The sequence below is a fragment of the Kitasatospora sp. CMC57 genome (assembly GCF_045866025.2).
Lineage (GTDB): Bacteria > Actinomycetota > Actinomycetes > Streptomycetales > Streptomycetaceae > Kitasatospora.
On record NZ_AP035881.2, the window covers coordinates 6,712,210 to 6,725,373 of the forward strand.

General features: G+C 72.3%; 15 protein-coding genes and 1 tRNA gene. 11 read left to right on the forward strand and 5 right to left on the reverse strand.

Annotated elements, in window-relative coordinates; all coding sequences use genetic code 11:
• Positions 1-66 precede the first annotated feature (66 nt).
• On the forward strand, positions 67-1,476 hold the full coding sequence (locus tag ACKUU6_RS30185; protein ID WP_407991729.1) for an APC family permease: 1,410 nt from the start codon (positions 67-69) through the stop codon (positions 1,474-1,476).
• 59 nt (positions 1,477-1,535) lie between these two features.
• Here ACKUU6_RS30185 and ACKUU6_RS30190 read toward each other — a convergent pair whose 3' ends face one another.
• The 4 genes from ACKUU6_RS30190 to ACKUU6_RS30205 form a co-directional block, all read right to left on the reverse strand.
• Entirely contained in the window at positions 1,536-2,555 is a 1,020-nt protein-coding gene (locus ACKUU6_RS30190; RefSeq protein WP_407991730.1) for a TolB family protein, read from the reverse strand.
• Positions 2,552-3,802 carry an MFS transporter gene (locus ACKUU6_RS30195; protein ID WP_407991731.1) on the reverse strand — a complete coding sequence of 417 codons (1,251 nt, stop codon included), beginning with the start codon at positions 3,800-3,802 and terminating at the stop codon, positions 2,552-2,554. Before ACKUU6_RS30195 ends, ACKUU6_RS30190 begins: the two co-directional genes overlap by 4 nt.
• Positions 3,803-3,807: 5 nt before the next feature.
• Complete coding sequence (locus ACKUU6_RS30200) at positions 3,808-4,710, reverse strand: alkaline phosphatase family protein (RefSeq protein ID WP_407991732.1); 903 nt, start codon at positions 4,708-4,710, stop codon at positions 3,808-3,810.
• A gap of 175 nt (positions 4,711-4,885) precedes the next feature.
• Entirely contained in the window at positions 4,886-5,665 is a 780-nt protein-coding gene (locus tag ACKUU6_RS30205) for a hypothetical protein (RefSeq protein ID WP_407991733.1), read from the reverse strand.
• A 263-nt stretch (positions 5,666-5,928) separates the two neighbouring features.
• On the opposite strand from ACKUU6_RS30205, the gene ACKUU6_RS30210 reads away from it, so the two are divergent.
• A tRNA-Cys gene (locus ACKUU6_RS30210) sits at positions 5,929-6,002 on the forward strand.
• Positions 6,003-6,138: 136 nt separating this feature from the next.
• On the opposite strand, the gene ACKUU6_RS30215 is transcribed toward ACKUU6_RS30210, so the two are convergent.
• Entirely contained in the window at positions 6,139-6,447 is a 309-nt protein-coding gene (locus ACKUU6_RS30215; protein WP_407991734.1) for a hypothetical protein, read from the reverse strand.
• Between the two features lie 103 nt (positions 6,448-6,550).
• Here ACKUU6_RS30215 and ACKUU6_RS30220 point away from each other — a divergent pair, with 103 nt between their 5' ends.
• The 9 genes from ACKUU6_RS30220 (at position 6,551) to ACKUU6_RS30260 (ending at position 13,156) form a co-directional block, all read left to right on the forward strand.
• Positions 6,551-7,123, forward strand: a complete 573-nt coding sequence (locus tag ACKUU6_RS30220; protein ID WP_407991735.1) for a TetR/AcrR family transcriptional regulator — start codon at positions 6,551-6,553, stop codon at positions 7,121-7,123.
• A 219-nt stretch (positions 7,124-7,342) separates the two neighbouring features.
• Complete coding sequence (locus tag ACKUU6_RS30225; protein WP_407991736.1) at positions 7,343-8,053, forward strand: response regulator transcription factor; 711 nt, start codon at positions 7,343-7,345, stop codon at positions 8,051-8,053.
• On the forward strand, positions 8,050-9,507 hold the full coding sequence (locus ACKUU6_RS30230; protein ID WP_407991737.1) for a sensor histidine kinase: 1,458 nt from the start codon (positions 8,050-8,052) through the stop codon (positions 9,505-9,507). Before ACKUU6_RS30225 ends, ACKUU6_RS30230 begins: the two co-directional genes overlap by 4 nt.
• Positions 9,508-9,622: 115 nt before the next feature.
• Positions 9,623-10,021, forward strand: a complete 399-nt coding sequence (locus ACKUU6_RS30235) for a hypothetical protein (RefSeq protein WP_407991738.1) — start codon at positions 9,623-9,625, stop codon at positions 10,019-10,021.
• Positions 10,018-10,239, forward strand: coding sequence for a hypothetical protein (locus tag ACKUU6_RS30240; RefSeq protein WP_407991739.1), 222 nt, complete (start codon positions 10,018-10,020; stop codon positions 10,237-10,239). Before ACKUU6_RS30235 ends, ACKUU6_RS30240 begins: the two co-directional genes overlap by 4 nt.
• A 156-nt stretch (positions 10,240-10,395) precedes the next feature.
• The gene (locus ACKUU6_RS30245; protein ID WP_407991740.1) at positions 10,396-10,833 is read left to right on the forward strand and encodes a MerR family transcriptional regulator; all 438 of its coding nucleotides are present in this window, start codon (positions 10,396-10,398) and stop codon (positions 10,831-10,833) included.
• Between the two features lie 17 nt (positions 10,834-10,850).
• Entirely contained in the window at positions 10,851-11,174 is a 324-nt protein-coding gene (gene trxA / locus ACKUU6_RS30250) for a thioredoxin (RefSeq protein ID WP_407992282.1), read from the forward strand.
• Between the two features lie 87 nt (positions 11,175-11,261).
• Positions 11,262-12,473, forward strand: coding sequence for a sensor histidine kinase (locus ACKUU6_RS30255; protein ID WP_407991741.1), 1,212 nt, complete (start codon positions 11,262-11,264; stop codon positions 12,471-12,473).
• On the forward strand, positions 12,470-13,156 hold the full coding sequence (locus ACKUU6_RS30260) for a response regulator (protein WP_407991742.1): 687 nt from the start codon (positions 12,470-12,472) through the stop codon (positions 13,154-13,156). The genes ACKUU6_RS30255 and ACKUU6_RS30260 overlap by 4 nt, the downstream gene beginning before the upstream one ends.
• Positions 13,157-13,164 lie beyond the last annotated feature (8 nt).

Sequence of the window (13,164 nt, forward strand, 5' to 3'; positions counted from 1 at the left end):
GATACCGCTCCCGGTGAACACCGCCCCACCGCGCGCCCCCTCGCGCTGAGCCGATCGGAACCCCTCATGACCGACACGCTTGACCCGTCCATCCCGGTGTCGGCGGTGGCGTCCCCGACGCCCGCAGATGTGCCGAAGAAGCTCTCCCGCTCGCTCGGCGTGGTGGGCGGCACGCTGCTCACCCTGTCGTGCGTGACGCCCGCGTCGTCGCTGTTCGTTATCGTGCCGGAGCTGTTCAGCTCGCTGGGCACCCACACCGCGATGGCGATCGCGATCGGGTCGCTGATCTGCATCGCCGTGGCGTTCTGCTACTCGGAGCTGGGCACCCTGATCCCCAGCGCCGGTGGCGAGTACGCCATGGTCGGCACCCTGGCGGGTCGGTTCGCCGGGTGGCTGGTGTTCATCCAGTCCCTGATCGTCGTGATGATCGTTCCCTCGTTGATCGCGATCGGTACCTCGCAGTACCTGGCACCGATCATCGACGTGGATCCCCGGTTCGCCGGTGCCGCCGTGATGATCGCGGCCACCGTGGCGGGTCTGCTGGACCTGCGGGCCAACGCCTGGCTGACCGGCATCTTCCTGGTCCTGGAGGTGATCGCCTGCGCGGTGGTCTCGTTCCTCGGTTTCTCGCACAGCCAGCGGGGCGCGAGCAGCCTGCTGCACGGCGTGGTCGGCGACGGCGCGGGCGGCACCAGTACGGTCGGTATGGCGGCGATCCTGGCCGCGATGGGCACCGCGCTGTTCGTGACCCAGGGCTTCTCCACCGCGATCTACCTCTCCGAGGAGCTGGAGAACCCCCGGCGCAACGTGGCCCGCACCGTGCTGTGGACGCTCGGCCTCTCCGTGGTCGTCATCCTGATCCCGGTGATCGCGATCACCGTTGGTGCGCCGGACCTGGATGCGCTCTCGGCCGGGGACATCTCCGCGTTGGTGGCCGGGTGGTCGGGCTCGGCGGTCGGCACCTTCGTCAGCCTGTGCATCGCGCTGGCGATCATCAACGCCGGCATCGTCATGGTGATCCAGAACTCCCGCGTGCTGTTCGCCTCCGGGCGTGACAAGGCCTGGCCGGCCCCCGCCAACAAGGCGTTCGGCACGCTCAACCGGTTCAGCGCCCCGTGGGTTTCGACCCTCGCGGTCGGTATCCCCGGCGCGGTGCTCTGCTTCGTGCCGCAGGAGCAGCTGGTGAACATCACCGGTGTGGCCGTCGCGGCCCTCTACCTGCTGGTCGCGTTCGCCGCGCTGTTTTCCCGCCGCAAGCACCACAAGACCGCCGCGGCGTGGCGGCAGCCGCTCTGGCCGGTGCTGCCGCTCCTGCTGATCGTGCTGCTGGGCTGGGTGCTGGCCCATCTCGACCACACTGCGCTGGCCTGGACCGCGGGCATCACCGCCGTCGCCAGCCTGTACTGGGTGTTCTACCTGCGGCCGCGTCAGGACAGCCGCTGGATCATCACCCTCCCGGAGGACCAGCAGAGCTGACGTCCCCGTCCGTCCGGCCCGCGGCCCGGCCCCCGTCCTGGGGGCCGGGCCGCTGCCGTTCAGCCGAGGTAGGCGGGCGCGACCCCGGCGGTGAGGAGCCGGTGAGGGGCTCCGGTGCCGTCGGCGGGCGTGGACCAGAGGTCGGCGCCGAAGTCGCCCGGCATCGAGTACAGCAGGGTGCCGTCGTCCGCCCACAGGGCCTGGTCGTCGATGTTGCGCTGCTCGGCGGTGGGCGTCTCGGTCATGGTGCGCAGGTCCAGCACGTAGAGCTGCCAGGGGGCGTCGCCGGGAGCCTCGGGCGCGCGCTTCTTGTAGGCGATCCGGGTGCCGTCGGGGGAGAGCGAGGGGCACTCGACGTTCTGGTGCAGCGTGGTCAGGGTGCGGGCGGCGACGTCCCCCTGGACCAGGTAGGTCTGGCCGCCGGTGGCCAGCGTCGCGTAGAACCGGCTGTCGTCGGCGAAGGTGACGCCCCAGACGTTGGTGTCGTGCGCCTGGTACGGGTGCCCGTCCTTGACGATCGCGAAGGTCTCCAGGTTGTCGTCCAGCGCCCAGGTCCTGGTGTCCACGATCTCGGTCCGGGTGGAGAAGTCGGTGCCCGCGTAGGAGTCGCCGCTGACGAAGACCGTCCAGGCGGCCAGGTGACCTGAGGGCGAGACCCGGGCCCGGGTGGGGATGCCGGCGGCGGGGAAGACGTGCCGCTCGTGCAGATCCGCGTCCAGCACGACGGTGCGATAGGTGTCCTCCAGCGCGCCGCGGACCGCCTGCAGGCAGATGCCGGTGCCCGAAGCGGCGTGGAAGCGCAGGCACTTGAGGCCGGAGGCGGTCCGCTCACCGTCCGGCCGGTCGGCGGGGACGGTGGTGATCTCGTCCCGGTGCGCGCCCCAGGCCAGGTTGCGGAAGACCAGCTGCGGGCCGGGCGGCCGGAGCGACACCGGGCCGGACCGGACGGCCGGGCCGCCGGCCTGCTCCTGGTCGCGCCGGTCGGCCCGGTCGGCGGCGTACAGCACCGCGCCGGTGCCGATCCCGCCGAGCAGGACGACGGCCAGCAGCAGGACCAGCAGGCGGGTGGAGTTCTTCATACGGTGACCTCGTCGGCGGAGCTGCGGAGCAGGAAGAAGGTGACAACCGCCGTGCAAGACAGGGCGGTTGCGGTGACGGCGAGCGCGGTGTGACCACCCCAGGCGCTCCAGGCGGCGCCGAAGACCAGGGAGCAGACGAACCGGGCCAGCGCCTGTCCGGTGCCGACCAGGGCGAGCGCGGAGCCCTGCCGGTCCTCCGGCGCGGCGTTGGCGGCGGCCGCGGCCAGTACGCCGTCGGTGGCCGCGTAGAAGCCGCCGTGCAGGACCAGCACCAGGAGCACCGCCGAACTGTTGGTGAGCACCAGGGCGTAGGCCAGCAGCAGCAGGACGTGCCCGGCCAGGAACAGCCGGCGGCGGCCGATCCGGTCGGCGAGCGCGCCGAGCGGTACGGCGAGCAGCAGGAAGGAGGCGGCGGTGCCGAGCGGAAGCAGCGGGAACAGGTGTGTGGCGAGCCCGAGTTGACGCTGCAGCAGCAGGTAGAGGAAGGAGTCGCTGACGGTGGTCAGGCCGAGCAGCGCGGCGCACACCCCGAGCCGCCGCAGGCCGGGCAGCCGGAGCAGGTCGAGCGAGTCGCGGAGTGAGGGCCGGGGAGCGGGGTCAACTGCCTTGGCAGGGGCCGACGGTACGAAGAGCAGCAGGACCAGGACGCCGAGCGCGGCGACGCAGCCGCTGACCGCGAAGACCGCGTCGTACCCGTCCACGGTGGCCCGCAGCACGGCGAAGGCGACCAGCGGTCCGAGCAGCGCGCCGGTGGTGTCCATCGCCCGGTGCACGCCGAACGCCCGTCCCCGGTGCTCGGGCCGGGTGGCCAGCGAGATCATCGCGTCCCGGGGTGCGGTGCGCAGGCCCTTGCCGGTACGGTCCACGGCCAGCACCGCGCCGATCAGCGGGACGGTGTGCACCAGCAGGAGCAGCGGTTTGCAGAGCGCGGAGAGCCCGTAGCCCACCACGGCCACCGTCTTCGGTCCGCGGCCGCCCCGGTCGGCGAGGTGGCCGCCGAGCAGGCGGACCAGTGCGCCGACGCCGTTGTTGATCCCGTCCAGCAGCCCGAAGCCGAGCGGCGAGAGTCCGAGCCCGGCCACCACGTACAGCGGCAGCACGGCGCTGACCATCTCGGAGGACACGTCGGTGACCAGGCTGACCGCGCCGAGCGCGAGCACGGTGCCGGGCACGGCGGCCACCCGCCGTTCCGGACGCTGGTCCGGGACGGCGGGGGCCTTGGTGCTGCGGGAGTCCGCGAGGTACACGGGCGTCAGTTCCAGATGCCGGTGATGTCGGAGGCGCCGGCCGCGTTGCCGGCGTGAGTGGAGAGACCGGCCAGGTCCTCCAGGGTGCGCAGCACGCTGTAGTGGTTGTACGTGGTGGACGAGCTGCTGCCGGGCGTCACGTGCTCGCCGTAGATCACGGTCGGGATCTTGTTGCCGGAGAGCCGGTTGTCCTCGTCGAAGGTGACCACCAGGATGCTGTTGTGGGTCTTGGCCCAGGTGGCGTACGCGCCCAGCTTGTTCTTGAGCCAGGTGTCGCCGGTGCCGACCGAGCAGTCGTGCATGTCGTTGCACAGGTCGGGGATGGCGAAGGAGACCTTCGGCAGGGTGGTGAAGTCGGTCGGGAACTGCGTCATGGTGAACGCGGTGTTGGTCGGCACGTTCTTGAAGCCGAACCACGGGTTGTGCTTCTGGGCGTACCTGCCGCTGCTGCAGGTGGTCGAACCCTGGCTCGGCAGGCCCTCGTTGTAGCTGCCCCAGGTCTTGCCGGCCGCGATCAGCTCGGAACCGAGGTTGGCCGCGGACATCGAGCCGACGCTCACACAGCTGTCGTCGGTACGGCCCTGGGCGCTGCCCGAGAAGAGCATGTAGTAGTTGGGCTCGCTCGGGTGGGTGAGGCCGAAGGAGGAGGTGAGGTTGGCGCCGCCCGCCTTCAGGGTGTTGTTGATGTACGGTGCGCTGGAGCTGCCGATCACCTGCGAGTAGGCGTGGTTCTCCATCACCACGACCACCACGTGGTCCGGGGAGGGCAGGCCGACGACGGCCTGGGCGCTGCCGCCGGCGGCGGCCCACAGGCCGAGCGAGCCGGCCGCCAGGGCGGTGGCGGCGGCGACGGCGGTGAGCTTGCGACGGGGACGGGCGGGGGTCGGAGCTGACTGATTCGTCGTCATGGTGGATGTCCTCCGGGCGAGTCGGCGTGGGCAGAGGGGGTGTCCGAGCGCCGCAACCCTAGGAGTGCGGTGGTGGACATGGCCGCGCTTCTCAGGTGAAGAACAGGCGAACGATGCCTGCCGACTTGTCAGTGTCCTGGCAAGGAGAGCCAGGTGTCCAGAGGTACGTCCGTGGCTACCGGGTCGGGGTGGTTCCCAGGTGCAGCCAGGAGGAGTGCCAGAGCAGCGCGCACTGCCGGTCGCAGCCGGTCAGGGGCAGCGGCTCGCCGTTGCAGCGCAGGCTGTCCAGCACGTACCAGTCCCCGCCGACCGGCCGCTGCCAGCGGGCCAGGGACCGGTGCAGGACCGGTGTCGCGCCGTGGCTCGTCCCGGCGAAGCGCGCCATGCCCGGCTGGAAGGGCACGCCGTGCAGCCGCCCGTCGGCGTCCAGGGTGGCCCGGATCTCGTCCAGGCTACGGACCGTCACGTACTGACCGGGCGTCAGCGGTTCGGCGGCCGCCTCGGTGGAGGGCTCCAGCCACTCGTCCCGGAACAGCAGCGCACAGGCCAGACCGCAGCCCTCGGACCGGTCGGCTCCGAGGCAGGTCGCACCCCTGAGGCTGGTGGTGGCGGAGAGCCGGCGCATCCGGTAGTGGTCGTCGACCATCCGGCGCACCACGTGCTCGACCTGGTAGGTGCGGCCGCAGTACGACCACTGACTGCCCGTGAACCACAGGCCGCGGTGACGGTCCTGGTCGTCCAGGGTGGCGCGGATCTCCTCGGCGTCCTTGACCCGCACCCATTCGCCGACCGAGAAGGCGGAGGGCTTGCCGGGCGCCGGGATCCCCGAGCGCCGCTCGCGGGAGTCCTCGAGCACCAGCCGGGCCCGGCGGACGACACCCAGCGGGGGCAGGTCCCGCAGTGGCAGGCTCTTGTACTGGCACCTGGTGGCCGGTCCGGTGAATACGGGGCCCACGGAAAAGGTCGGCCGGGAATCCTTGACGGTCACGCGTGAATCCCATCTTCGCTGATCGGGCGCTGCTCGCAGCAGGTTACCGCCGGGCCCGCCCACGGGCGTGGCCGCCGGGCGCTGTGGGGTGGACCGAACAGGACTTCTGACCGAATTCGTCGGGGAGATTCGAAAAGGCATTCGTTACATTGCGGAGAATGTGGCGTCCCGCGGCGTGTCCTGACGGGTATTCAGTGACGAACGCCCTAAATTGGTGCCTCGAACCGCCTGGTGGAGTGGCCGAGAGGCGAGGCAGCGGCTTGCAAGGCCGTGTACATGGGTTCGATTCCTGTCTCCACCTCCATGACCGTCGAATGCCGTTTCGGGTTCGACGGTCTTCTCATGCTCCCGACGGCCGCCGTTCCGGAATGGTGCGGCGGCCCGCCTCGCCCCGGGGAGGGCGAGGCGGTTCAGCGTCAACTCGGCGGCATTCCGGGGTGTCAGGCGTAGTAGGGCGAGTTCAGGTCGACACTGGCGTCCTTGACGATGTCGCCGTCGAACAGTCGTGTCGTCGCCGGGGCTCCGGCCCGGCGGGCCTCCTCGGCGAAGGGGCCCTGGGCGAAGGCCAGGGCGTTCTCGGCGTTGTCGAACTCGTAGAAGCCACCGATGGTGTGGGTGCCGAGGCCGGACAGCCACGTTTTGCGGATCAGGCCCGGGGCGGTCTTCAGTGCCGCGTTGACCTGGTGCCAGTCGAACTGCTCGAACGGCACTGCCGCCTGGATCTCGGTGTAGAGAAACGTCTTCCCCATCATGAACCTCCGGTTCCGGGGGCTGTTCAGCCCACTCGCTAGTACGTCCGTACTAGCGGGTTGAGCATGCACTAGGATGGCCGTACTAGTCAAGGAGGTGGCGATGGCCGCGGACACCAGATCCCGCATGATCAGCGCAGCAATCGGACTATTGCAGCGCCACGGCTTGGCGGCGATGTCCTTCACCGACGTCCTGGCCGAGAGTGGTGCCGCGCGCGGAGCGATCTATCACCATTTCCCGGGCGGCAAGCAGGAGCTCGCTCTCGAAGCCGCCCGGCGCAACGCCGAAGACGTGCGCGGCCACCTGCACGAACTGCCGGCCGGCACACCACGCGAGGTCGTGGAGGCCTTCCTCGCCGGTGTCCGTCCCGTGTTGCAGGCGTCCGCCGAGGGCGGCGGCTGCGCGGTCGCGGCGGTCACCGTCGACGGTGGTGCGGCCACGGCCGACCAGAGCAGCCTGCGCGGTGTCGCGGCCGAGGCGTTCGCCGGATGGGGCGGCGAGCTCGCCGGAAAACTCACCCGCGCCGGCATGAGCGCGGCCCAGGCAGATGAGCTGGCCACCCTCATGATCGTCACGCTCGAAGGCGCCCACATCCTGTGTCGCGCTGCGGGCAGCATCGCCCCCTTCGACCGAGCTGCCGCTGCCCTGCTCTCCGGCCTCCCGAGCTCGGGGTGAATCGGGCGCCTGACCGCAGGGTCGGCCGAGGCATGCGGACGGCCGCCGAGGAGGGCCGACTGCACGAGCGTCGAGGCCGCCGCCGGTTGCGTGTGCGCCGCGCGGGAGCGGCGGCGGGCCGTCCTGTGACGGTGAGCCGACCCCCGGCCGTACGTGTCAGGGGTGGCGTGAGAGCGTAGGGCGCCCCGCGATGTCGGCCCGGGGCGGGAGGAGAGCCCGATGACTGCCGGACGGGTCCTGGTGGTGGACGACGACGCGGCCATCCGCCGTTCGCTGGAGCGCGGGCTGCGGCTCAGCGGCTTCACCGTCCGCACCGCCGAGAACGGGGAGGACGCGCTGCGGCTGCTGGCCGAGGCGGCGCCCGACGTGCTGGTGCTGGACGTCTCGATGCCCGGCCGGTCCGGCACCGAGGTCTGCCGCAGCCTCCGGGCCCAGGGTGACGAGACGCCGGTACTGATGCTCTCGGCCCTGGACGAACTCACGGACCGGGTGACCGGCCTCCAGGCCGGGGCGGACGACTACCTGGTGAAGCCCTTCGCCCTGGAGGAGCTGGTGCTGCGGCTGCGGGCGCTGCTCCGGCGACGGCCCGCGCCGCCCTCCACGATGCTCCGGGCCGGGCCGCTGGTGATCAGCCAGGAGACCCGGCAGGTGCACCGGGACGGCATCGAACTCAGCCTGACCCGCCGGGAGTTCGAGCTCCTGGCCGAGCTGGTCAGGAACGCCGGGATCGTGCTGAGCCGGGACGTCCTGCTGGACCGGGTCTGGGGCTACGACTTCGAGGTGCGCACCGACGCCGTCGACACCTTCGTCAGCTACCTGCGGCGCAAGCTGGAGGAGGGCGGACGGCCGCGCCTGATCCACACCGTGCGGGGCGTCGGCTTCGTCCTGCGGCTGCCCACCGGTGGCTCCGAGGCGGGGGAGGGCTCGTGAAGCTCTCCACCCGGATCGCGCTGTCGGTCACGGTGGTCGTGCCGCTGCTGGTGCTGGGCGCGGGTGCCCTGCTGCTCGGCTTGGTCAACCGGGACCTGCGCGGCCAGCAGGACGCCCGGTTGCACGACCGGGCCGCCGCCGTCCTGCCGGCCGCCCGAGCGCTGCTGACCGCCGACCGGGGCGGACGGCCCAAGGTCGAGCAGAACCAGAGCCGCCGCGTCCTCGGCGACGCGCTCGACTCCGGCGTCCGGGTGGCCGCCGCCGACGGCGTCGTGGTGCTGTCCGGCGGTCCGGCCCCGACCGACCCGGCCCGGCTGCCCACCGTGCCCGGCGGGCCGGTCACCGTACGCGAACACGGCGACGTCTGGCGGGTGTTGACCGTACGGGTGGACGGCACGGCGTCGGGCACGCTGTGGCTGATCGCGCCGGCCGCCGCCGACGGACCGCAGCTGGCCGCCGTACGCCGTCGGGTGCTGCTGATCTCGCTGCTGGCCGCGCCGGTCTCCGGGCTGGTCGCCTTCGGGCTGGCCCGGCGGGCCACCCTCTCCATCCGGCGGCTGAGCCGACGGGCCGCCGAACTCGATCCGCGGGCCGGTGCCGCCGCCTTCGTCCCCGGACGGAGCCGGATCACCGAGGTGGACGAACTGGCCACCGCCATCGGCATGTTGCTGTTCCGCTACGACGAGCAGGCAGCCAGGACGGCCCAGGCATTGGACACCGCCCGGTCGTTCTCCTCCGCCGCCTCGCACGAGCTCCGCACCCCGCTCACCAGCATGCGCACCGATCTCGACGTGCTCGCGGCGCACCCCGACCTGCCCGCCGGGGAGCGCGCCGAGGTGGTCAGGGACCTCCGGGCCGACCATGCCCGGCTGGAGGAACTGCTCACCGCGCTACGGACCTTGGCACAGGGGGACCTGGTGGAGGTCTCGGCGTTCGCCCCGATCGACCTCGCCGACCTGGTCGAGGACGCGATCGGCGAGACCCGGCGGCGGCACCCCGAAGTCCTACTGTCCGTCGAGACCCCGGCCGAGGTGAGGGTGTTCGGCTGGGAGGGTGGACTGCGGATCCTGCTGGCCAACCTGCTCGGCAACGCCGTGGTGCACGGACACCGACCGGACCAACCGGCCACCGTCACCGTGCGGTTGGGCACCCAGGGCGAGCACGCGGTGCTCACCGTGGACGACCGCGGACCCGGTATCGCGCCCGAGGAGCGGCAGGCGGTCTTCACCCGGTTCCACCGCAGGCCGGACAGCCCCGGCTCCGGGCTCGGGCTGACTCTGGTGGCCCAGCAGACGGCCCTGCATCGGGGCACCGTCACGGCCGGCCCCGGGCCGGAGGGGGCGGGCAGCAGGTTCGAGGTCCGGCTGCCGCTGCTGCGCACCGACGCCGCGACGCTGGAGCTGCCCGTACAGCTCTCGATGCGCCGGGACTGGCTGGCCGGGGACCGCTCCTGACGGCCCGGCGGGCGTCCCGGGGAGCTCACAAGGAAACCACAAGAAACGGCGCTAGCCTCCTCCACGACCGGCCCGGCCACGGGCCAACGCACCTGTCGTCGAAGGAGATCCAGCCATGCTCAGCAACCGCAAGGCCGTCCTCACCGGAGCACTCGCGCTGGCCGGCACCCTGCTGGTGGCCATGCCCGCGCAGGCCGAGACCAAGCCCGCCAGCGCGCCGAAGGGCGACGGCGCCAAGTCCATCTGCAAGCGGCTGCCCAAGACCGAGCAGCGGGTCAGCGACTCGCTGACCCGGCTGAAGGGCGACGCGACCGTCAAGGGTTCGGTGGCCCGCATGGAGCAGCGGGTGGCCAACGCGAGGACCGCCGGCCACACCGAGATCCAGACCCTGCTCAACGACCGGCTGACCTTCCGCAAGAGCCTGCTGCCCACGCTGGAGACCCGGCAGAACGACCTCAAGGCCGTCGCCACCTGGTGCGCGGCCCAGGGCCACAGCCAGGCCCCGGCGAAGTGACGGGCCGTCAGCTCGGCCTCGGGGCGGCGGCGCTCGTGGCCCTCGCCGCCCTGACGCTCACCGGCTGCGGACCGACCGGCGGGAGCCAGGGCACGCCCGACCGGGCGGGTCAGTCGGCGGGAGCCGACGACGCGCAGGTCAAGGACATGCAGCAGAAGGTCGACGCCGCCGAGAGCGCGGCCTCGCAGGCCGAGTCCGACAGCGCCCAGGACAACTGAACGGCACCCCGTACGGGCAGCAGCCCGGAACCGTCCGGCCCACCGGGTCGCCACGGTTCCGGGCCGCGCTGCGTCACGGGTGCTGGCGTTGACGTCAGGGGCAAGGTCTACGGTCGTTCCAGGCGGTGCGGAGAGGCACCCCGGAAGGAGCGCGAGATGCGGATCGGTGAGCTGGCCGAGCGGGCGGGCACGACGACCCGGACGCTGCGGTACTACGAGCAGTTGGGCCTGCTGCCCGCGCGGCGCTCCGGCAACGGGTACCGGGCGTACAGCCAGGACGACCTGCGCCTGCTCCAGCAGATCCGCACCCTCCAGGACTTCGGGTTCGGTCTTGAGGAGACCCGGCCGTTCGTCGAGTGCCTCCAGGCGGGCCACCCGCAGGGCGACTCCTGCCCGGCCTCGCTGGAGGTGTACGAGCGCAAGCTCGCCGAGCTGGACGCGTGCATCGCCCGGCTCCACGAAGTCCGGGAGCAGGTCGGCGCCCAGCTGGTCCGGGCCCGCGAGTCGAGGGACGCGCTGGCGACCGCCGCCGAGCAACCGCCGCGCTGTGAACTGGTGGCCGGAACGCCGGTCGCCGAGGACGAGACCGAATAAAGGGGACGACAGTGCAGATCACAGGGGTGGCCGAGGTCACGGACCGGACCTTCGCGGAGCAGGTGCTCGCGGCGGAGGGGCCGGTACTGGTGGAGTTCACCGCCGACTGGTGCCCGCCGTGCCGGATGATGGCGCCGATCCTGGCGGACATCGCGCGCGAGGAGGCGCACCGGCTCAAGGTGGTGCAGCTCGACGTGGACCGCAACCCGGAGACCCAGGCCGCGTACGCGGTGCTGTCGATGCCGACGATGATGGTCTTCCGCGACGGCGAACCGGTCAGGTCCGTGGTCGGTGCCCGCGCCAAGGCCCGGCTGCTGCGGGAGTTCGACGACGTGCTCTGACCTCGCCTTCGGCCGGTCGGCACGCGGGAAAGATGCTCCCCCGATCGGGGGAGGTCGCCGCTGAGGCGGCCGGTCATACTGGCGATCATGATCAGGGGAATCCGGCCGCTGCTACGCGGCTCCACGTATTCGGGTGTGCTGTTCGCCTACTGCGGCGCGTTGCTGAGCCTGCCGCTCGCGCTGTTCGCGCTGCTGCCGGCGGCGGCCTGGCCGTCCGCGCCCGACGGGGTGAAGGCCGGGCTCTGCCTGCTGGCCTGGGCGGCACTGATCGGTGTGGTCGGGCTGCCCCCGGTCACCCGGCGGGTGCTGGCCGGGGCCGCCCGCCGGCTGCTGAAGGTGCCGCTGCCCACACCTCCTGCCGGGTCGTCCGGCGCGGACCGCTGGCGGACCCCGCTCTGGCTGGTGCTGCACGTGGCCGTGGGGTGGATCGGAGCACTGGCGAGCGGCGCGCTGCTCGCCGCCGGTCTGGCGCTGCCGGGGGACTGGACCCGCGGCCCTGCGGGGATCACCCTGTTCGACTGGTCGGTGCGGGTGGAGGGTGGCTGGAGCTGGGTGCTGGCGTTCCTGTGCGTCCTGCTGGCGCTGGCCGTGTGCGTGGCGGTGACGAACACGCTGCGGTGGTCGGCACCGAGGCTGCTGGGGCCGTCCGCGGCCGAGCGGCTCGCGCTGGCCGCCGAACGGGAGCAGCAGCTGGCCGAACGCAACCGGCTGGCCCACGAGCTGCACGACTCGATCGGGCACACGCTGACCGCAGCCACCATCCAGGCAGCGGTGGCGGGCGAGGTGCTCGCCGCCGACCCGGCCGCGGCGCGGGCCGCCCTGCGCAGCATCGAGGAGTCGACCCGGGCCGCGCTGGAGGACCTGGACTACGTCCTGGGAGTGCTCCGCGAGGAGCAGGCCGGGACGGCGCCGACCCGGTCCCTGGCCGACCTGCCCGAGTTGCTCGACCGGCTGCGGCACGCGGGCGCCGTGGTGGAGCCCGAGCTGTCGGGCGAGTTGACGCAGGTACAGGGGACGCTCTCCCGGGCGGCGTACCGCATCGTGCAGGAGGGGCTGACCAACGCCCTGCGGCACGGGGCCGGCGGCCCGATCCAGGTCCGGGTGGCGGCCGGGCCGGACGCGCTGGAGCTCAGCGTGGTCAACCGGACCGGGGGGACGCGTGCCTTCCCGACCTCCGGGCACGGTCTGCCCGGACTGGCCGAGCGGGTGCGGCTGCTGAACGGTCAGCTGGAGGCCGGCGTGGACGGGTCGCAGCACTGGCGGCTGGCGGTCCGACTGCCGGTGCGGTCGTCGGTATGAGTGGCTCCGACCCGGGCACGGCGGCGCCCGTCAGCCTGCTGATCGCGGACGACGACGCGGTGACCCGCAGCGGTCTGCGGACACTGCTCGCGGCGCAGCCGGGCATCACGGTGGCCGGTGAGGCCGCCGACGGCGTCGAGGCGGTCGAGCGGGCGCTGCTGCTGCGGCCCGACGTGGTCCTGATGGACGTACGGATGCCGCGTCGCAACGGGATCGAGGCCACCAGGCACCTGCTCGCCGAGACGCCCGAACCGCCGAAGGTCGTGATGATCACCACCTTCGAGAACGACGACTACGTCACCGCCGCCCTCAGCGCGGGAGCGAGTGGGTTCGTGCTCAAGCGGCTGCCGGTCCGGCAGATCGCCGAAGCGGTGCGGGTGGTGGCGGCGGGCGAGGCGATCCTCTTCCCGGCGGCCCTGCGCCGGATGGTCGCCGCCCGCCCGCTGGCCTCCCCCCAGGCGCTGCCCGGGGCGGCGCTGACGGGGCGTGAGGAGGAGGTGCTGCGCCTGATGGCCACCGGCCTCTCCAACCCGGAGATCGCGGAGACGCTCACGGTGAGTCCGGAGACGGCGAAGACGCACGTCGGGAACGTCCTGACCAAGCTCGGGGCGCAGAACCGGACCCACGCCGTGGTGATCGCGTACGAATCGGGGCTCGTGGTGCCGGGAGTCGCGGCCGGCTGACGGGCCTG

What these genes read in the sequence shown, in the direction of transcription:
- ACKUU6_RS30185 (WP_407991729.1), top strand. Translation starts at nt 67, where the DNA reads ATGACCGACACGCTTGACCCGTCCATCCCGGTGTCGGCGGTGGCGTCC.
- ACKUU6_RS30190 (WP_407991730.1), bottom strand. Translation starts at nt 2,555, where the DNA reads ATGAAGAACTCCACCCGCCTGCTGGTCCTGCTGCTGGCCGTCGTCCTG.
- ACKUU6_RS30200 (WP_407991732.1), bottom strand. Translation starts at nt 4,710, where the DNA reads ATGACGACGAATCAGTCAGCTCCGACCCCCGCCCGTCCCCGTCGCAAG.
- ACKUU6_RS30215 (WP_407991734.1), bottom strand. Translation starts at nt 6,447, where the DNA reads ATGGGGAAGACGTTTCTCTACACCGAGATCCAGGCGGCAGTGCCGTTC.
- ACKUU6_RS30220 (WP_407991735.1), top strand. Translation starts at nt 6,551, where the DNA reads ATGGCCGCGGACACCAGATCCCGCATGATCAGCGCAGCAATCGGACTA.
- ACKUU6_RS30225 (WP_407991736.1), top strand. Translation starts at nt 7,343, where the DNA reads ATGACTGCCGGACGGGTCCTGGTGGTGGACGACGACGCGGCCATCCGC.
- ACKUU6_RS30235 (WP_407991738.1), top strand. Translation starts at nt 9,623, where the DNA reads ATGCTCAGCAACCGCAAGGCCGTCCTCACCGGAGCACTCGCGCTGGCC.
- ACKUU6_RS30245 (WP_407991740.1), top strand. Translation starts at nt 10,396, where the DNA reads ATGCGGATCGGTGAGCTGGCCGAGCGGGCGGGCACGACGACCCGGACG.
- ACKUU6_RS30255 (WP_407991741.1), top strand. Translation starts at nt 11,262, where the DNA reads ATGATCAGGGGAATCCGGCCGCTGCTACGCGGCTCCACGTATTCGGGT.
- ACKUU6_RS30260 (WP_407991742.1), top strand. Translation starts at nt 12,470, where the DNA reads ATGAGTGGCTCCGACCCGGGCACGGCGGCGCCCGTCAGCCTGCTGATC.